Source organism: Reichenbachiella sp. (assembly GCF_965233835.1).
In the GTDB taxonomy this organism is placed as follows: domain Bacteria; phylum Bacteroidota; class Bacteroidia; order Cytophagales; family Cyclobacteriaceae; genus Reichenbachiella.
This window is the reverse complement of sequence record NZ_OZ247585.1, coordinates 2729664-2753465: the sequence shown is the minus strand read 5'-3', so window position 1 is coordinate 2753465 and position 23802 is coordinate 2729664. Positions and strand designations below refer to the sequence as shown.

Genomic DNA, 23802 nt, shown 5'->3' with positions numbered 1-23802 from the left:
CTTTAAGTGACATTTTTTATAAAAATAGTACACGATATTTTATTTAATATACCTTTAAAGCAAAATTGGCCATGTTGAGACCAAAAATGGAGCCAGATCAGTATAAAAGTCGAATGGTTACTTTTACGTTCACAAGGGCATTAAAAAGTAGAACTTTTTTTCAATCGTATGAATAGCTATAGAAAGATTATTATCCTTATCCTGTGTTTTGTACCTAACCTGCTTTCAGCACAAGAAATTTGTGGAGATGGTCTGGATAATGATAACAACGGGTTTGTAGATTGTTACGATAGCGCCTGTTCAGGAACGGAGGCCTGTGAAAATTTTTACTTTGGTAATTCAGTGCTATGCCAAGAACCAGCTACACAGAATCCAGATTTTCAGATAAAACTACAGTGGGGCTCTGATGATCTTACCGCTTTCAATTCTGTTACTCCTGCTATTGGAGACATAGATGGGGATGGCACACCCGAAGTCGTTTCGACGAACAGATATTCAAATACGGTAACTGTCTTAAATGGGGCTGATGGATCTACGGAACATGGCCCTCTAAATGTAGGCTTTGATATCGCCAAAACTGTAGCTATTGCCAATCTAAACATTTCTGCTACAGAGGCAGCCGCAACAGGAATAGATACAGAGTGTGCTACCATTTTTGTAAGAGGTTTTAAAAACGGCAACCTAAGAGCATATAACTGTTCACTCGATTCGGTCCTCTGGTCTGTTTCTAATACTAATACGGGAAATAAGGTTGGTCTCATTTCTTTAGCAGATTTCAATGGTGATGGTATTGTCGAGCTATTACATGGAAATGAAATAAGAAATGCGAATACTGGAGAAGTGATAATTGCTGGGCTGGGAGATTTCCAAGATGATGTTTTTCACGGCACCATTGCTATAGATATTCTACCTGATGCAGCCTGTGCTAATTGTGAAGGACTTGAAATTGTTTCAGGTGGTAAAGTTTACAGTGTTGATATCCCAGATCAAACAGATAGAACAGCCAATCCTGTAGGTACAAGGACCTTAGAACGGGATATAAATGATATTTTACCTGCTGGTAGTGAATTCGCTATAAAAAATGGTTGGGGCTGGAATTTTAACACTGCATCTGTCGCAGATTACAATCAAGATGGAACAATTGATGTCTTATTAAGTGCTGGACAATATGTGAGTGGCTCTATCAAAACAGCGGTATTTTTCTGGGATGTAACAAACTTTTCTGCCCTAAGTTATATCGTACCACAAAACCATTCAGCTGGTACTGGTAGAATCAATATTGCTGACATCGATGGTGACGGTGAGCTCAATTGTACCTTTGTATCCAAACAAAGGTTATATGCACTTGATGAAAACCTGACCCCTCTAACATCTTGGAATGGAGGCTTGGGATATAAAGATATTAACGAAGGTTCCTCTGGTTTTACGGGTTGTACAGTGTTTGACTTTAATGACGATAAAGCAGCTGAGGTTATTTACCGAGGAGAAAGATATGTGCATATTATAGATGGAACTACGGGAAATTCATTAAAGCAAATTAAATGTACTTCGCGTACTTTTGAGGAGTATCCAGTCGTAGCCGACGTGGATGGTGACGGAGCCAGTGAAATCTGTGTTTCGTGTTCGTTTGATGATAATACCCCCTTTACTCCATATAGCAATGGACGTTATGGCCATATTAGAGTTTTTGAAGCGGATGGAGGTGAAAACTGGCAACCCGCTCGGCCGACCTGGAATCAACATGGTTACTTCAATGTTAATATTGACGATGAGTTAATAGTCCCTACCAATCAGCAAGACCCCGCCAAAGTATTTTCAACAAACGTTTGTACAACAGGGCCTAACAGGCCCTTGAATGCATTCCTTAACCAAGCGCCATACCTGAATGAAACGGGATGTCCTTCTTATGTATCACCTGATATCACGTTGGTTGAAATTACGAATGTTGGACAAGCGCAATGTCCAGAAGGAGAATTTTCAGTCACCATTACTATAGAAAATACTGGAGATACGGACCTGACTGGCACCATGCCAATTACTTTTTATAATGGCGCTCCTGACTTAGCTACTTCAACAAAGTTGAATACAGTAACTGAAACATTTACCAATTTCGCTATTGGCGAAACGCGTAATATCACAAAAACTGTTTACGGCGTTGGTGGCGATTTTGACCTTTATATTTCTGTAAATGATGCTGGAGCTCAAAACCCTCCTGTAACTGAATTCATTAGACCTGTTCCTGAATGTGATGAAAGTAACAACTTGGATTTCTCTAACGTAACCGCATTGAACTTCGATCTTCAGCATGAAATTATTAGCCACAACGTAAAATGTGACCCTACTAAACCCGACAATGGAGATGCCAAAGTTTACTATTTCGGAACTATTTCTGAAACTGTAACTAACGTATGGAATGAAACTTTCGATGATCTCAACCCAGGTGATGAAGTAGACAATGGAAGTACAGCTTGGAGTTTTCCCACAGCACCTGGAAATGCTGATAATCTCGAAGTTTCTTTTACTGGAGTAACTAACGAACTCTTTTTTGCGGATATAGACGGTACCGCTATTTGGGAATCAGGGGCCATAGACATTTCAAGCTATCAGTCCGCAAATGTCTCTGTTGATATGCGTTCAAGTGCTAAAAATGATAATGGCTCAGATTTTATGAATGTATACCTAGTAATAGATGGGACTGAAACTGCATTGAGTAGTGGTATACAAAGTGGGAATTTTGGATCACTTACTGCCACCCTTGATGGTATCACAGGAAATTCTATATTTTTCAGAGCAAGGGTGAAGAATAACAGAAATGACGAATTCTACTACTTGGACAACTTGTCTGTTCAAGGTATAACTGATGCGCAAACAGGAGAAATTACTGCAGGCTTTGATTTTCACTGGTTTCAGAACAACAATTTTAATGATACTATTTTTACCGGTAATAGATATACAGCCCTCCCAGAAGGAAATTATCAGGTAATAGCTAGCTCTCAGGGCAACTCTTGTGCTTCCAACGTTGAAGATATTACTATCAATAGAGTCGAAGAATTACCGGTAGTAGGAATTACAAAAACTCAGGACCTTACAGATTGTGCAACACCTAATGGTATCCTAGACGCGTATGCTATTGAAGGCGGGTCTCAAGTTACCTCTGGTTATGATTTTGCCTGGTACATTGGAAATGACTTTACCACAGTTGTTGCCGTAGGTCCAACAGCGATCAATCTAGAAGCAAGAACTTACTCAGTTGTAGTTACCAATGAAGCATCAGGGTGTGAGTCGACATTATCAGAAACCGTGGACACCAATCAGACAACACCTAATATTTTTCAAGATAATGTATCTCATGTTACTGATTGTATCGACTTCGAAAGCGGTTCCATTACGGTTAGCTCAGACGGACCGGCTTCTGATTATACTTTCAACTGGTACAATGGATCTGAGGTAAAGGCCACTCCTGATTTCACTGATACAGGAGCTTCTGGAGCGACCTACGATAACCTTGAAGCTGGGTTTTATACCGTAGAAGTTCAAGAAAATTCATCTAAATGTTTCTCTGGTTCTATTACAATCCAAGTAGAGGACAACTCTGCTTCACCAGATATTGTAATGACCTTAGGTGACAATACATCTTGTACGGATAATGGAAATGGTTCTGCTACGGCAGAAATCAACGGTGGCGTATTGACAGACTACACATTTACTTATTATGAAGGTTCCAATTCAATCCCTGCCAATCAAATTTCAACCACTAGTGGTACTCAAGGAGAAGTTGCTCAACTATTGTCTGCCGGAAACTATCTGGTGACAGCTGAAGAAACATCAACGGGTTGTGTTGGGCGTGCTTATTTCACAATAGATGACAACATAACTAATCCAACCACCCCTCCTTTCAACGAAATCACTGTTCTGGATGTCACTGCCTGTAACGGCGCGGGTCAAGGAGATGGTTCTGTTGATGCTACAGGAGTCAATATGGCTGCAGTCGACACCGATGAATTCGAGGCAGTAGTTAATGGAAGTTTTGAAGTACCCAATATTTCAGTGGCTCCATACAACAAAGGAGGAAGCTGGACGCTATTAGATCAGGCAGATGCTCTAGGGTGGTCTACTACCAATGCCTCAGGTAATTTAGAATATTGGGACAATGGATTTCAGGGAGTTCCAGCTTATGAGGGAGAGCAATTTGCAGAAATAAACTCAGATGGAAGCGGAGCTTTCTATTTTGATGTAGTAACCAAACCAGGTGTTCGGATGGTATGGTCTTTTGCTCATAGAGGTCGAAGTGGAGTAGATGTTATGGATTTAAAAATTGATGATCCAGCGGCAGGTAGTCCAGCTACAATATTAACAGCAAGTACAGGTAATAGTGCTTGGCAAGTGTATTCAGGAGAATACACTATCCCTGATGGTCAAACCATTACAAGATTCTCTTTTGAAGCGGTAAGTACGGCGTCAGGCAATAATACTGTAGGAAACTTTATTGATGGCGTAGTCTTTGAAGTAGCTCCTTACTACTTCCAATTGTTTGCAGGTAGCAATTCATCTGGAAGTCCGTTAGCGGAAAACACTACTGGTCTTTTCGAAAACCTGTCTGAAGGAACATATACCCTTTCTATTGTTAACAATATCACAGGCTGTCCTACAGATGATATCCCTATTATCATCAACCTGAATGAACAAGAGCCTATTCTGGTTAGACAGACAAAAACACCTGATGAGTATTGTGTTGACGGAAACGGTACCCAAAGAATCACCGCTTCAACAGACAGCGGTGATCCAACAAATGGTTATAGATATGAAATTTATACCGGAACGGATACTACCGCAACCCCATTTGCAGGACCTATTGTTGACCCTGATGGAGACTATACATTCACTGATCTGGAAGATAATACTTATCGTGTGGTAGTAGTTAGTAGAGACAATGAATGTAGAGCCTTCACTGATATTACCATCTTAGATGATTCCGAAATACCATCCTTCTCAAATTTCATTGTGAATAACAACACTTCCTGTTCTGGGGGTGCAAATGGACAAGTTATCGCCAACGTGTTTGGAGAATCGAAAGAGGATTATTTCTGGTCATGGAGATACTCAGATGATAGTGATGTGCCTGGGAAAACGGATGTTGACGGAGCTGTGGACGGCACAGCTAATCTTCTGGATAATTTATCAGCTGGCACTTATAAAGTCCAGGCTACACATAAAACCACAGGTTGTACAACAGGTTTTCAAGATACACAGGTTATTGATGACCCTTCTGGAAACTTCCCTACAATCATTCTTACAGAAGAGACTGAAAATACCGCTTGTAGTGGAACAGGTAATGGTTCTATTAAGGCACTAGTTAATGAAGGGGCAGGTGCTATTGACCCTATTGGTTACACCGTAGAGTGGTTCCTTGGTCCGGATGATACAGGTACACAGTTGGTAGCTGGTGTCGATCCTGGCAACAACTCTCTTCCTGCTTTCTCTGGAGGAGCCAACCACATTGTGGACGGGTTGAATGCCCCCGTTGGAAATAACGATTACACAGTTAGAATCACGAATGCTGACGGATGTGCAAATACTGCCACTATTTCTTTAGGCAGCAACCCTACCACTCCTGTTATAGATGATACCGACCCAGGAGATGTAGTAATAACCGAGGTAGAATCGTGCCCAGGTGGAACTAATTATCCTGAAGGCGAAATTGAGCTAACCGACGTTACTGACGCAGGTTTTACCAATGCGGCTGATGACTTTTCATATGTATGGTATTTTGGTGCATCAAATGACCCTGCCAACGTTATTAATAATGGTGATAACATCGGAACACTTAAAGGAGGTGCTGCAACCGCTGTCAATGTTTCATTTTCAAACCCTCCTGCCACAAATCACATAGTAGGCATAAATACTGGCTTCTACACCGTAGAAGCTACCAATACAACTACCGGGTGTATCTCTGATCCTGTCACTATTGAACTGACTGAAAGTCTGGCTACCATCACCATGGGTGAGGCCAACAACAACAATCAGACTAATTGTGACGACAATTTCAACGGTAACATTGATATTACTGCAGCTAGCGGTGGAGACACTTTCAACTTCACCTTCTTTGTAGGGGCTAACACAGATGCGGCCAATCAAATCGATATCGCTCCTCGTAATGCAGAAGCTGATTACGATCAGGTGGCGGTGACCAATGATGCGGGTACTACCACGGCCAATATCGACAACCTACCAAAAGGTACTTATACTGCTCAGGCAACTAGTTTGGTGACTGGATGTAGTCAAACTTATGAATTCATCATCGGTGAGACTATCACCCTACCTGTGATCACAGATACGGATACAGGACCGGCTGGTACTGATGTACTACTCACTGAAGTAACTTCTTGTAGCGGTGGCCCTACCGACCCTAACGGAGTCATCCAATTACTCGATGTGGTAGCCGGTGCAGATAATGATCCGGTCGCTGACTTTAACTATGTATGGTACTTCGGGGCTTCTAATGATCCTGCAAATGTTATCGATGATGCCGATGATATCTACACGCAAAAAGGTGAAACACCAGTGTCTACCATTGATGTAACTGGATCTACTACCAGTACCATATCGAACTTGAGCGCTGGATTCTATACCGTGGAGGCTATCAACAATACTACAGGGTGTACCTCTGCTCCTATTACTATTGAACTTACTGAGAGCCTGGCTACCATCACCATGGGTGAGGCCAACAATACCGATCAGTCTAACTGTAATACCAACTACAATGGTAGTATCGATATTACAGCTGCCAGCGGTGGGGACACTTTCGACTTCACCTTCTTTGTAGGCGCCAATACCGATGTATCTAATCAAATCGATATCGCTCCTCGTAATGCAGAAGCTGATTACGATCAGGTGGCGGTGACCAATGATGCGGGTACTACCACGGCCAACATTGACAACCTACCAAAAGGTACTTATACTGCTATGGCAGTAAGCAATGTCACTGGATGTAGTGAAACTTATCAGTTTATTATTGATGAAACATTTACCACTACTGTTATCACCGATGCAGATACAGGACCGGCTGGTACTGATGTACTACTCACTGAAGTAACTTCTTGTAGCGGTGGCCCTACTGACCCTAATGGAGCAATTCAGTTGCTTGATGTAGTGGCTGGTGCTGAAAACAACCCTGCTACTCAGTTTACTTACACTTGGTACTTTGGATCTTCTAATGATCCGGCAAATATCCTTGATGATAATGATGATATCTATACTCAAAAAGGTGAAACACCGGTTTCTACTATTGATATCGTAGGATCTGCTTCTAACCATATCCAAAACCTAAGTGCTGGCTTCTACACCGTAGAAGCTACCAATACAACTACCGGGTGTATCTCTGATCCTGTCACTATTGAACTGACTGAAAGTCTGGCTACCATCACCATGGGTGAGGCCAACAACAACAATCAGACTAATTGTGACGACAATTTCAACGGTAACATTGATATTACTGCAGCTAGCGGTGGAGACACTTTCAACTTCACCTTCTTTGTAGGGGCTAACACAGATGCGGCCAATCAAATCGATATCGCTCCTCGTAATGCAGAAGCTGATTACGATCAGGTGGCGGTGACCAATGATGCGGGTACTACCACGGCCAATATCGACAACCTACCAAAAGGTACTTATACTGCTCAGGCAACTAGTTTGGTGACTGGATGTAGTCAAACTTATGAATTCATCATCGGTGAGACTATCACCCTACCTGTGATCACAGATACGGATACAGGACCGGCTGGTACTGATGTACTACTCACTGAAGTAACTTCTTGTAGCGGTGGCCCTACCGACCCTAACGGAGTCATCCAATTACTCGATGTGGTAGCCGGTGCAGATAATGATCCGGTCGCTGACTTTAACTATGTATGGTACTTCGGGGCTTCTAATGATCCTGCAAATGTTATCGATGATGCCGATGATATCTACACGCAAAAAGGTGAAACACCAGTGTCTACCATTGATGTAACTGGATCTACTACCAGTACCATATCGAACTTGAGCGCTGGATTCTATACCGTGGAGGCTATCAACAATACTACAGGGTGTACCTCTGCTCCTATTACTATTGAACTTACTGAGAGCCTGGCTACCATCACCATGGGTGAGGCCAACAATACCGATCAGTCTAACTGTAATACCAACTACAATGGTAGTATCGATATTACAGCTGCCAGCGGTGGGGACACTTTCGACTTCACCTTCTTTGTAGGCGCCAATACCGATGTATCTAATCAAATCGATATCGCTCCTCGTAATGCAGAAGCTGATTACGATCAGGTGGCGGTGACCAATGATGCGGGTACTACCACGGCCAACATTGACAACCTACCAAAAGGTACTTATACTGCTATGGCAGTAAGCAATGTCACTGGATGTAGTGAAACTTATCAGTTTATTATTGATGAAACATTTACCACTACTGTTATCACCGATGCAGATACAGGACCGGCTGGTACTGATGTACTACTCACTGAAGTAACTTCTTGTAGCGGTGGCCCTACTGACCCTAATGGAGCAATTCAGTTGCTTGATGTAGTGGCTGGTGCTGAAAACAACCCTGCTACTCAGTTTACTTACACTTGGTACTTTGGATCTTCTAATGATCCGGCAAATATCCTTGATGATAATGATGATATCTATACTCAAAAAGGTGAAACACCGGTTTCTACTATTGATATCGTAGGATCTGCTTCTAACCATATCCAAAACCTAAGTGCTGGCTTCTACACCGTAGAAGCTACCAATACAACTACCGGGTGTATCTCTGATCCTGTCACTATTGAACTGACTGAAAGTCTGGCTACCATCACCATGGGTGAGGCCAACAACAACAATCAGACTAATTGTGACGACAATTTCAACGGTAACATTGATATTACTGCAGCTAGCGGTGGAGACACTTTCAACTTCACCTTCTTTGTAGGGGCTAACACAGATGCGGCCAATCAAATCGATATCGCTCCTCGTAATGCAGAAGCTGATTACGATCAGGTGGCGGTGACCAATGATGCGGGTACTACCACGGCCAATATCGACAACCTACCAAAAGGTACTTATACTGCTCAGGCAACTAGTTTGGTGACTGGATGTAGTCAAACTTATGAATTCATCATCGGTGAGACTATCACCCTACCTGTGATCACAGATACGGATACAGGACCGGCTGGTACTGATGTACTACTCACTGAAGTAACTTCTTGTAGCGGTGGCCCTACCGACCCTAACGGAGTCATCCAATTACTCGATGTGGTAGCCGGTGCAGATAATGATCCGGTCGCTGACTTTAACTATGTATGGTACTTCGGGGCTTCTAATGATCCTGCAAATGTTATCGATGATGCCGATGATATCTACACGCAAAAAGGTGAAACACCAGTGTCTACCATTGATGTAACTGGATCTACTACCAGTACCATATCGAACTTGAGCGCTGGATTCTATACCGTGGAGGCTATCAACAATACTACAGGGTGTACCTCTGCTCCTATTACTATTGAACTTACTGAGAGCCTGGCTACCATCACCATGGGTGAGGCCAACAATACCGATCAGTCTAACTGTAATACCAACTACAATGGTAGTATCGATATTACAGCTGCCAGCGGTGGGGACACTTTCGACTTCACCTTCTTTGTAGGCGCCAATACCGATGTATCTAATCAAATCGATATCGCTCCTCGTAATGCAGAAGCTGATTACGATCAGGTGGCGGTGACCAATGATGCGGGTACTACCACGGCCAACATTGACAACCTACCAAAAGGTACTTATACTGCTATGGCAGTAAGCAATGTCACTGGATGTAGTGAAACTTATCAGTTTATTATTGATGAAACATTTACCACTACTGTTATCACCGATGCAGATACAGGACCGGCTGGTACTGATGTACTACTCACTGAAGTAACTTCTTGTAGCGGTGGCCCTACTGACCCTAATGGAGCAATTCAGTTGCTTGATGTAGTGGCTGGTGCTGAAAACAACCCTGCTACTCAGTTTACTTACACTTGGTACTTTGGATCTTCTAATGATCCGGCAAATATCCTTGATGATAATGATGATATCTATACTCAAAAAGGTGAAACACCGGTTTCTACTATTGATATCGTAGGATCTGCTTCTAACCATATCCAAAACCTAAGTGCTGGCTTCTACACCGTAGAAGCTACCAATACAACTACCGGGTGTATCTCTGATCCTGTCACTATTGAACTGACTGAAAGTCTGGCTACCATCACCATGGGTGAGGCCAACAACAACAATCAGACTAATTGTGACGACAATTTCAACGGTAACATTGATATTACTGCAGCTAGCGGTGGAGACACTTTCAACTTCACCTTCTTTGTAGGGGCTAACACAGATGCGGCCAATCAAATCGATATCGCTCCTCGTAATGCAGAAGCTGATTACGATCAGGTGGCGGTGACCAATGATGCGGGTACTACCACGGCCAATATCGACAACCTACCAAAAGGTACTTATACTGCTCAGGCAACTAGTTTGGTGACTGGATGTAGTCAAACTTATGAATTCATCATCGGTGAGACTATCACCCTACCTGTGATCACAGATACGGATACAGGACCGGCTGGTACTGATGTACTACTCACTGAAGTAACTTCTTGTAGCGGTGGCCCTACCGACCCTAACGGAGTCATCCAATTACTCGATGTGGTAGCCGGTGCAGATAATGATCCGGTCGCTGACTTTAACTATGTATGGTACTTCGGGGCTTCTAATGATCCTGCAAATGTTATCGATGATGCCGATGATATCTACACGCAAAAAGGTGAAACACCAGTGTCTACCATTGATGTAACTGGATCTACTACCAGTACCATATCGAACTTGAGCGCTGGATTCTATACCGTGGAGGCTATCAACAATACTACAGGGTGTACCTCTGCTCCTATTACTATTGAACTTACTGAGAGCCTGGCTACCATCACCATGGGTGAGGCCAACAATACCGATCAGTCTAACTGTAATACCAACTACAATGGTAGTATCGATATTACAGCTGCCAGCGGTGGGGACACTTTCGACTTCACCTTCTTTGTAGGCGCCAATACCGATGTATCTAATCAAATCGATATCGCTCCTCGTAATGCAGAAGCTGATTACGATCAGGTGGCGGTGACCAATGATGCGGGTACTACCACGGCCAACATTGACAACCTACCAAAAGGTACTTATACTGCTATGGCAGTAAGCAATGTCACTGGATGTAGTGAAACTTATCAGTTTATTATTGATGAAACATTTACCACTACTGTTATCACCGATGCAGATACAGGACCGGCTGGTACTGATGTACTACTCACTGAAGTAACTTCTTGTAGCGGTGGCCCTACTGACCCTAATGGAGCAATTCAGTTGCTTGATGTAGTGGCTGGTGCTGAAAACAACCCTGCTACTCAGTTTACTTACACTTGGTACTTTGGATCTTCTAATGATCCGGCAAATATCCTTGATGATAATGATGATATCTATACTCAAAAAGGTGAAACACCGGTTTCTACTATTGATATCGTAGGATCTGCTTCTAACCATATCCAAAACCTAAGTGCTGGCTTCTACACCGTAGAAGCTACCAATACAACTACCGGGTGTATCTCTGATCCTGTCACTATTGAACTGACTGAAAGTCTGGCTACCATCACCATGGGTGAGGCCAACAACAACAATCAGACTAATTGTGACGACAATTTCAACGGTAACATTGATATTACTGCAGCTAGCGGTGGAGACACTTTCAACTTCACCTTCTTTGTAGGGGCTAACACAGATGCGGCCAATCAAATCGATATCGCTCCTCGTAATGCAGAAGCTGATTACGATCAGGTGGCGGTGACCAATGATGCGGGTACTACCACGGCCAATATCGACAACCTACCAAAAGGTACTTATACTGCTCAGGCAACTAGTTTGGTGACTGGATGTAGTCAAACTTATGAATTCATCATCGGTGAGACTATCACCCTACCTGTGATCACAGATACGGATACAGGACCGGCTGGTACTGATGTACTACTCACTGAAGTAACTTCTTGTAGCGGTGGCCCTACCGACCCTAACGGAGTCATCCAATTACTCGATGTGGTAGCCGGTGCAGATAATGATCCGGTCGCTGACTTTAACTATGTATGGTACTTCGGGGCTTCTAATGATCCTGCAAATGTTATCGATGATGCCGATGATATCTACACGCAAAAAGGTGAAACACCAGTGTCTACCATTGATGTAACTGGATCTACTACCAGTACCATATCGAACTTGAGCGCTGGATTCTATACCGTGGAGGCTATCAACAATACTACAGGGTGTACCTCTGCTCCTATTACTATTGAACTTACTGAGAGCCTAATTGCTATAGTTCCGACTGTTTCTGTAACTCAAGATGACTTTAGCTGTAACCTTGCAACTCCGACAGGGCAAGTAACAGCTAACATTACTACTTATGATGGGGCCGGAGTTACCGACAATACTGGTTTCACAATTGAATGGTTTGCGGGTACCAACACTTTGCCTGCCAACCTATTACCAGGTGCCATTGGTGGGGCATCAGCTACTCAAGATGCGGGTCCTAACAACAATGATCACATCATTAGCAACTTGCCTGACGGTACATACACAGTTAAGGTAACGCATGACAACCTTGGTTGTTTTGCTACCGAACAAGTCGTTGTAAGAAGAGCAACACCGATCATGAATCTAACATACGACGTTAATCAAGATCAAACAGATTGTACACCTAACGGTGAAGTAGAAGTAACGGCTATAGGACTAACTTACTCAGATGGTGGTGGTGCTCCTATTAACTTCACTCCTACCTATACCTATGAATTCTATGAAGGTCAAGACGAATTTGGTACAGTACTTCAAGCCAATAGTGCTAACCCGGTTTTAACTAGTCAAGTATCTGGATATTATACGGTTATTGCTACGGAAACTTCTTCTGGTTGTACAAGTGATCCTTTCACTCAATTTATTGATGATTTGACACCAGCAGCACCGGCTGTCGATATTGCCTATGGCATATTACCTACAGACTGTGCATCTGCTACAGGAACCATCGATGCCACTTTAGGAGCTGATGCTAATATTACCTTCGAATGGTGGGAAGGATCAGACGATTATACAGATGAGGTCCAAAACGGCATAGATGGTATTTCCCCTATTAACCCTGCCGGGTACAACACCAATGGAGGTACAGGGGCAACCACACTGAGTGGACTAGAATCTGGTTTATACTCACTTATAATAGATTACACAGGCTCTACTCAATGTAGATATCAAATTGTTTATGATCTTCCATTCGTTGGACAACAGGCTACTACTACTATTGCTGTAGAACACGTGGAAGAATGCCCTGATGACGGCAGTGCGGAAGTAGGAATTTCTGAAAGCATTTTCATTACCTATACAGCCACTAATGGTTTCAACTTTGACGACGGTGAAACTGTTGTAGCAGCACCAAGTGGAGCAACGGGTACGGTAAGTAACAATACGAATGGGGTGTCGATGAGAATATCAACTACATCCTCTCCTGCTAGCTTTACCATTGCGGACGACATAACTGGCCAACTAAGCGGAGCTACTGCCGATATTGATGGAATAACTCCGGGCCATTTTGATGGAAACTTCGACGACATTTCAGAATATGATATTTATCTGTACGCAGGAGACGGTGTTCCGGCAGATCCATTGGCTACTTATATGGTTAATGGAATAACCTACCCATTAATTAATCTATCCACCAGTAGAGCGGCTGCAGATAATGAGCCAGGTGATGTAGTTCAATTTACAGGTTTACCAGCTGGAGACTATACTGCTGTCGCCAGACAAATAGACAATCCAGCGTTTGCTCCTGCCAATACTGACAGATGTTTTTCTGCAAGTGCAGTGGAAACCATTGACCAGCGTGCTTACACACCATTCATTGATGGATTTACAGTCACTGACAATACAGTGTGTGATGGTGATCCTGGAGATGGTGAGATTACGGTTATTGCGAAAAAAGATGCTGAAGACACTTACGGACCATTCGATCGTCCAGAGGATTTCGAATTTAGATGGTTCGTTGTTGGTGCGGAAACCTATCCGGGGGATGAATTATTGGTTGAGCAACATGAGACCACTTCTACCCTATCTAATTTAGGTCCAGAAGACTACATTGTTAAAATTTATAGAATTGTCGGAGGAGCGGGTCCGGCGTCTTATGTGTATTCTGGTTGTTCTGTTGAAGGAACATACACCATTAATACAGATCCTCAAGAGCATACCATTGACGCGCTTACCTCTCTTGCTCATATTGAAGATTGTGGTGCAACTGGCTCAGCTACGGTAGAAGATGCTGATGTAACCTCTGGAGATAGAGATGACTATGACTTCACTTGGTATGAAGATGATGCTGTCACCCCTATTGCTACAGCTGCCAACGACTATGAACTCCTAGGCCTAGCTGCTGGTACTTACTTTGTGGAAGCGGAACACGTTTTGTTCGGTTGCAACACACCAATGGTGGAATTTGAAATAGAAGACCAAACCGTAGTACCAACACTTAGTCTCACCCTGAATGTGATTGATACAAGCTGTGACCCTGATGCCAATGAAGGTAATGGAGCCATTGACTGGTCTATCACTAATGATGATGGTGGTAACTATTCTTACCAATGGTATGCAGGTACTTCTGTAGCCGGTGGTACTATCCTATCCAATGGAGCTTCTATCAATGGTGCCGTAGGCGCTGCAGCTATGGTAACTTCGGGTACTTTGAGTGGCGTTGACGGTGGTTTCTATACCCTTAGAGTCATTGATGAGCAAAATACTAGTGACAACTGTTTTGTAGATGCTACCTTCGAATTAGATGAAGATATTCCTACAATAACAATTGCTGCAGCAGGATCTAGCAATACGCCTAACGATAACTGCTCTGGAGGAGGATACAACGGTCAGTTTCAAATCACCAACGTATCTGTTAATGGCACACCTACTGGCGGCACGGCTGGCTTCGATTTTGCTTTCACCAAGTCAGGAGGAGCACACGGGGGTACTCAAGTGGGTACTAACCCCTTAATCACAGACTTGGAGCCAGGGGATTATGAGGTAATTATTACCGACGCCACGGGTTGTTCAAGTACGACAACCGACTTTACTATCGATGATAACTCTGTCGATCCTATCGCTGAGTTGAATACTAAAAACCCTGATACCAATTGTGTCTCGCCAGGTACCAACACTGGTAATGGTGACCTCACCGTACAGATCGTAGGTGGGGCAGCAGTAAGCAACTACTCCTTCAGATGGTTTAGAGGTACTGATGTAACTGATACCGATAGCGAAATCACCGGAACAGCATTTACTAACACCAATCAGGGATCTGCTGTAATCACTGGTGGTGATGATGAAACGATCTCTGATCTGTCTCCTGGACAGTACACCGTACTGGTCACTGACAACGATGCTGATGACAACAATGACGGTTGTTTCTCTACTACCACATTCACCATCAATAATGTGCCTGAGGTTCATGAAATTACTGGTATCACTTTAGCTCATGTGGAAGATTGTGGTGGAACTGGTTCTGCTACTATCCAAGATGCTGATGTGACCTCTGGTGATAGAGATGACTATGACTTCACTTGGTATGAAGATGATGCGGTCACTCCTATTGCTACAGCTGCCAATGATTATGAACTTCTTGGACTAGCTGCTGGCACCTACTTTGTAGAGGCTGAACATACGGCCAGCACACCGAACAACGGCTGTATGACTTCTCTGTTCGAACTTGAAATAGAAGATCAAACCGTAGTACCAACACTTAGTCTCACCCTTAATGTAATTGATACAAGTTGTGATACAGATGCCAATGAAGGCAATGGAGCCATTGACTGGTCTATCACTAATGATGATGGTGGTAACTATTCTTACCAATGGTATGCGGGTACTTCTGTAGCCGGTGGTACTATCCTATCCAATGGAGCTTCTATCAATGGTGCCGTAGGCGCTGCAGCTATGGTAGCTTCGGGTACTTTGAGTGGCGTTGACGGTGGTTTCTATACCCTTAGAGTCATTGATGAGCAAAATACTAGTGACAACTGTTTTGTAGATGCTACCTTCGAACTCATCGAAGAGCAACCTACCATCTCTATTGCTACGGATGGAGCTGACTTCACCAACACCCCTAACGACAACTGTTCAGCGGGTGGGTACAACGGAGCGTTCCAAATCTTTGATGTAGCCATCAATGGAGTACCTCAAGGTAATACGACAGGATTTGACTTCACTTTCACTAAAGCTGGTGGTGCTGCCCATGGCGGTACGCAAGTAGGTACTAATCCTTTAGTTATTGACCTAGAGCCTGGTGACTACCAAGTAGAAATTGTCGATGCTACAGGATGTTCTAGTGGATTGACCGACTTTACTATCGATGATAACTCTGTCGATCCTATCGCTGAGTTGAATACTAAAAACCCTGATACCAATTGTGTCTCGCCAGGTACCAACACTGGTAATGGTGACCTCACCGTACAGATCGTAGGTGGGGCAGCAGTAAGCAACTACTCCTTCAGATGGTTTAGAGGTACTGATGTAACTGATACCGATAGCGAAATCACCGGAACAGCATTTACTAACACCAATCAGGGATCTGCTGTAATCACTGGTGGTGATGATGAAACGATCTCTGATCTGTCTCCTGGACAGTACACCGTACTGGTCACTGACAACGATGCTGATGACAACAATGACGGTTGTTTCTCTACTACCACATTCACCATCAATAATGTGCCTGAGGTTCATGAAATTACTGGTATCACTTTAGCTCATGTGGAAGATTGTGGTGGAACTGGTTCTGCTACTATCCAAGATGCTGATGTGACCTCTGGTGATAGAGATGACTATGACTTCACTTGGTATGAAGATGATGCGGTCACTCCTATTGCTACAGCTGCCAATGATTATGAACTTCTTGGACTAGCTGCTGGCACCTACTTTGTAGAGGCTGAACATACGGCCAGCACACCGAACAACGGCTGTATGACTTCTCTGTTCGAACTTGAAATAGAAGATCAAACCGTAGTACCAACACTTAGTCTCACCCTTAATGTAATTGATACAAGTTGTGATACAGATGCCAATGAAGGCAATGGAGCCATTGACTGGTCTATCACTAATGATGATGGTGGTAACTATTCTTACCAATGGTATGCGGGTACTTCTGTAGCCGGTGGTACTATCCTATCCAATGGAGCTTCTATCAATGGTGCCGTAGGCGCTGCAGCTATGGTAGCTTCGGGTACTTTGAGTGGCGTTGACGGTGGTTTCTATACCCTTAGAGTCATTGATGAGCAAAATACTAGTGACAACTGTTTTGTAGATGCTACCTTCGAACTCATCGAAGAGCAACCTACCATCTCTATTGCTACGGATGGAGCTGACTTCACCAACACCCCTAACGACAACTGTTCAGCGGGTGGGTACAACGGAGCGTTCCAAATCTTTGATGTAGCCATCAATGGAGTACCTCAAGGTAATACGACAGGATTTGACTTCACTTTCACTAAAGCTGGTGGTGCTGCCCATGGCGGTACGCAAGTAGGTACTAATCCTTTAGTTATTGACCTAGAGCCTGGTGACTACCAAGTAGAAATTGTCGATGCTACAGGATGTTCTAGTGGATTGACCGACTTTACTATCGATGATAACTCTGTCGATCCTATCGCTGAGTTGAATACTAAAAACCCTGATACCAATTGTGTCTCGCCAGGTACCAACACTGGTAATGGTGACCTCACCGTACAGATCGTAGGTGGGGCAGCAGTAAGCAACTACTCCTTCAGATGGTTTAGAGGTACTGATGTAACTGATACCGATAGCGAAATCACCGGAACAGCATTTACTAACACCAATCAGGGATCTGCTGTAATCACTGGTGGTGATGATGAAACGATCTCTGATCTGTCTCCTGGACAGTACACCGTACTGGTCACTGACAACGATGCTGATGACAACAATGACGGTTGTTTCTCTACTACCACATTCACCATCAATAATGTGCCTGAGGTTCATGAAATTACTGGTATCACTTTAGCTCATGTGGAAGATTGTGGTGGAACTGGTTCTGCTACTATCCAAGATGCTGATGTGACCTCTGGTGATAGAGATGACTATGACTTCACTTGGTATGAAGATGATGCGGTCACTCCTATTGCTACAGCTGCCAATGATTATGAACTTCTTGGACTAGCTGCTGGCACCTACTTTGTAGAGGCTGAACATACGGCCAGCACACCGAACAACGGCTGTATGACTTCTCTGTTCGAACTTGAAATAGAAGATCAAACCGTAGTACCAACACTTAGTCTCACCCTTAATGTAATTGATACAAGTTGTGATACAGATGCCAATGAAGGCAATGGAGCCATTGACTGGTCTATCACTAATGATGATGGTGGTAACTATTCTTACCAATGGTATGCGGGTACTTCTGTAGCCGGTGGTACTATCCTATCCAATGGAGCTTCTATCAATGGTGCCGTAGGCGCTGCAGCTATGGTAGCTTCGGGTACTTTGAGTGGCGTTGACGGTGGTTTCTATACCCTTAGAGTCATTGATGAGCAAAATACTAGTGACAACTGTTTTGTAGATGCTACCTTCGAACTCATCGAAGAGCAACCTACCATCTCTATTGCTACGGATGGAGCTGACTTCACCAACACCCCTAACGACAACTGTTCAGCGGGTGGGTACAACGGAGCGTTCCAAATCTTTGATGTAGCCATCAATGGAGTACCTCAAGGTAATACGACAGGATTTGACTTCACTTTCACTAAAGCTGGTGGTGCTGCCCATGGCGGTACGCAAGTAGGTACTAATCCTTTAGTTATTGACCTAGAGCCTGGTGACTACCAAGTAGAAATTGTCGATGCTACAGGATGTTCTAGTGGATTGACCGACTTTACTATCGATGATAACTCTGTCGATCCTATCGCTGAGTTGAATACTAAAAACCCTGATACCAATTGTGTCTCGCCAGGTACCAACACTGGTAATGGTGACCTCACCGTACAGATCGTAGGTGGGGCAGCAGTAAGCAACTACTCCTTCAGATGGTTTAGAGGTACTGATGTAACTGATACCGATAGCGAAATCACCGGAACAGCATTTACTAACACCAATCAGGGATCTGCTGTAATCACTGGTGGTGATGATGAAACGATCTCTGATCTGTCTCCTGGACAGTACACCGTACTGGTCACTGACAACGATGCTGATGACAACAATGACGGTTGTTTCTCTACTACCACATTCACCATCAATAATGTGCCTGAGGTTCATGAAATTACTGGTATCACTTTAGCTCATGTGGAAGATTGTGGTGGAACTGGTTCTGCTACTATCCAAGATGCTGATGTGACCTCTGGTGATAGAGATGACTATGACTTCACTTGGTATGAAGATGATGCGGTCACTCCTATTGCTACAGCTGCCAATGATTATGAACTTCTTGGACTAGCTGCTGGCACCTACTTTGTAGAGGCTGAACATACGGCCAGCACACCGAACAACGGCTGTATGACTTCTCTGTTCGAACTTGAAATAGAAGATCAAACCGTAGTACCAACACTTAGTCTCACCCTTAATGTAATTGATACAAGTTGTGATACAGATGCCAATGAAGGCAATGGAGCCATTGACTGGTCTATCACTAATGATGATGGTGGTAACTATTCTTACCAATGGTATGCGGGTACTTCTGTAGCCGGTGGTACTATCCTATCCAATGGAGCTTCTATCAATGGTGCCGTAGGCGCTGCAGCTATGGTAGCTTCGGGTACTTTGAGTGGCGTTGACGGTGGTTTCTATACCCTTAGAGTCATTGATGAGCAAAATACTAGTGACAACTGTTTTGTAGATGCTACCTTCGAACTCATCGAAGAGCAACCTACCATCTCTATTGCTACGGATGGAGCTGACTTCACCAACACCCCTAACGACAACTGTTCAGCGGGTGGGTACAACGGAGCGTTCCAAATCTTTGATGTAGCCATCAATGGAGTACCTCAAGGTAATACGACAGGATTTGACTTCACTTTCACTAAAGCTGGTGGTGCTGCCCATGGCGGTACGCAAGTAGGTACTAATCCTTTAGTTATTGACCTAGAGCCTGGTGACTACCAAGTAGAAATTGTCGATGCTACAGGATGTTCTAGTGGATTGACCGACTTTACTATCGATGATAACTCTGTCGATCCTATCGCTGAGTTGAATACTAAAAACCCTGATACCAATTGTGTCTCGCCAGGTACCAACACTGGTAATGGTGACCTCACCGTACAGATCGTAGGTGGGGCAGCAGTAAGCAACTACTCCTTCAGATGGTTTAGAGGTACTGATGTAACTGATACCGATAGCGAAATCACCGGAACAGCATTTACTAACACCAATCAGGGATCTGCTGTAATCACTGGTGGTGATGATGAAACGATCTCTGATCTGTCTCCTGGACAGTACACCGTACTGGTCACTGACAACGATGCTGATGACAACAATGACGGTTGTTTCTCTACTACCACATTCACCATCAATAATGTGCCTGCAACGCACACCTTGAATGAAGCTAATATTGATGCTGCCATAGTACATGTCACAGATTGTGGTGGAACTAATGGAACCATTACCATAGCTGATGCAGATGTGACGTCAGGGGATGTTGATGATTATAATTTTACATGGTATTCTGATGGACCTTTGACTGATATGGGGGTTGCAGCTAATACTACGATGATTAACACATTAAGTCCAGGCACCTACTACATCAAAGCAACACATATTGCTACAGGATGTAACACAGGTCAAATAGCTTTTGAAATTGAAGATCAGGCTGAACCTGCTACATTAACTTTGATGGAAAACATCACGGACTCAAGTTGTGACCCTGATCCTAATGAAGGAAATGGTGCTATTGATTGGAGTATTGGAAATACAGCAGGTGGCGTTACCCCCGCTGGTAGCTACGATTATCAATGGTACGTGGGTGCTACAGCCATTCCAGGTACTAATGAGGTGACTGGAACTGGCATCACAGGTATATCAGGTACGATTGCTGCGGGCTACAGCGGAACTATCACTGGACTAGATGGCGGAACCTATACGCTAAGAGTAACAGATGGCACAACTCCTAACAATACATGTTATGTAGATCAAACCATAACACTCTCAGAAACAATCCCTACTTATGAAGTAACTGCATTCAACAATGGTCCGAATACAAATTGTGTTGGCGGTGGATATAATGGAGAATTTGAGATTACTACCATAAGTGGAGGAGCTCTCGCTGATTTCAACTATACATTCACAAAAAATGATGATCCTGGCTACGTATTCAACAATGTTGCAAACTGGCATGTGAATCAATTAGACCCTGGCAGCTATGAAGTTTACTTCGTCAATACTTCTACTCAATGTGAAGGAAATGTCGTTGACTTTGTGATCGAAGACAATACCACTCAACCAAGTGTAACCTTTACTTTGGATCAAGCGGATGAGTATTGTACCGGAGGAAATGGGCAAATCACTGTTGTGCCTGATGCAACTACTTTGGCGAATGGAGCAACTTACCTATGGACAACGGGAGGTGAAATAACTCAGACCATATCAAATCTTGATCAGGCTACAACTTCTTCCTATGAAGTAACAGTGACTGATCCAGTTACTGGATGTTCAGTTACCGATAGCTATGTACTGCCATTCGAACCAGAAGATATCCTTATAGATGTGAATGCAGATGTAAACATCTCTCCTACTACTATGTGTGCAGCTAATGTAGATGGCTCGATTGAAATTACTGCAATTTCACCTGACACACCTGGAGACTATACCTATACCTGGTATAAAGGCACATACGATGCTGCAGGTCTAGCGGCCTGGACAGGCGGAACTACAGCCAATGAAACTGGACTTGCAGCTGACACCTATTATGTTGAAGCTACCAATGGAAATTCCGATTGTACCTCTCAAGTCTTTGAGTTTATCGTTGAAGATCAAAGCGTGAATCCAGTAGTTGCGTTGGTTGACTTTGAATTACAGAACAATTGTGATCTGACTGTGGGCAATGGCAATGGCTTCCTTTCTGTCACGGCAGATGGTTCTACCAACTTGGCGGATTATAGCTTCGACTGGACTAGTGCCTCTGGTACACCTGGCCCTGGTACAAATCCACTTTATTCTAATTTGGATGCTGGCACCTACACCGTAGAGGTTCAAGATTTAACAACGCTTTGTACTACTTCTGAGACCTACGGAATGATTAATGATACTAACAACCCATTAGTCTTGAGTATTACTACTATTCCAAATGAGAATTGTGTGGATCCAAATGGAGCCTTGGCTATCAACGTGCTTAATTCACTGAACCCAACGGCAGTATTTGAATATTACCTCATAGACGGGACTGATAATTCTCCTACTCCATTTGATCCTGCTGACCAGATGGCAAGCAATTTTGCTGACGATGTGATCGATGGAGACTATACAGTAATGGTAGAAGATACGGATGGTGGATGTTTTTCTGAGCCTACATTTATTACCATAGCGTCTGATAAAGATGATATGCAAATGACTATTGTAGAAGATCATGCATTGACTAAATGTGATTTCCAGAACGTAAGAGCTGATGGACAAGCCACTGTAACTCCTGCTCCTGAAAGCCCATCGAGATATACCATCTACTGGCATGATGGACCTAGCGTTGCAGACGCGGTTCTAGATTCTACCTTGACACTACATGAGTTGATCAATGAGACTTACACAGTAGAGATGATTGATAGACTTACAGGTTGTACGATTTCCGAATCGATTACGATCAACTCGGACATTGAATTGGTACCGACTCCACTTGTTGACTTAATTAGTGACGTGACCAACTGTATCACTCCTAATGGAGCAGTGAGTGCGGCTATAGATTCTACCGGAACAGTTTCTGGTTATACCTTCGAATGGACCGATAATAGCGGAACAACTATTAGTTCTACCTTCGGTGCAGCCGGTTTGGATTTGGGTACTTATTCTGTAAGAGCTACAGACCTGGTCTCAGAATGTGTATCAGAAGCGGCTTCAATCGAAATAGTTGATGCTCGAGTAGATCCGGAATTTACTGTGGAAACTACAGAATCAACATGTTCTGAATTAGAATTCGGCACTAACGATTATGTAGGAAATGGTGAAGCTTCTCTAACGTTCGCATCTTTCGTAACTTCTGGCATAGAAAATCAATACTGGACTGAGGCTAGCGGAGTAGATGATACTACTCCAATAGACCCTACTGATACTGAGAGCATCATTAGTACCAACGAACTAATGAGTGGATTGAACCCAGGAGATTACAAGGTTTTAGTTATAGATGATCAAGACTGTTCATATCAAGCTACTTTCTCTATAGAAACAGATATTGAGATATTTAATGGAGTATCTGACAACGGAGATGGTAAGAATGATTACTTTAGAATCTCTTGTGCAGATAGATTCCCTTCAAATAGTGTGAAAATCTACACAAGATCAGGTACTTTGGTATACCAAACTTCGGGTTATGAAGATGACGCCAGTGGTAATGTATTCACTGGAAAACGAAATACTGGTGTAGGTGGTGGAAGCGATGGTTTGCCTGCGGGAACTTATTTCTATATTTTTGACAAAGGTGAAGGCAATGATGGGGATGTATACCAAGGGTATTTAGAATTGGTCAAATAACAATAA

1 protein-coding gene is annotated in these 23802 nt (G+C 43.4%); it reads left to right on the top strand.

Annotated features, from left to right (window positions below):
• Positions 1-168: 168 nt before the first annotated feature.
• Positions 169-23796 (top strand): gliding motility-associated C-terminal domain-containing protein, encoded by a 23628-nt coding sequence (locus ACO6S2_RS11640; protein ID WP_422358724.1) that lies wholly within the window; start codon positions 169-171, stop codon positions 23794-23796.
• The last annotated feature ends 6 nt before the right edge of the window (positions 23797-23802 follow it).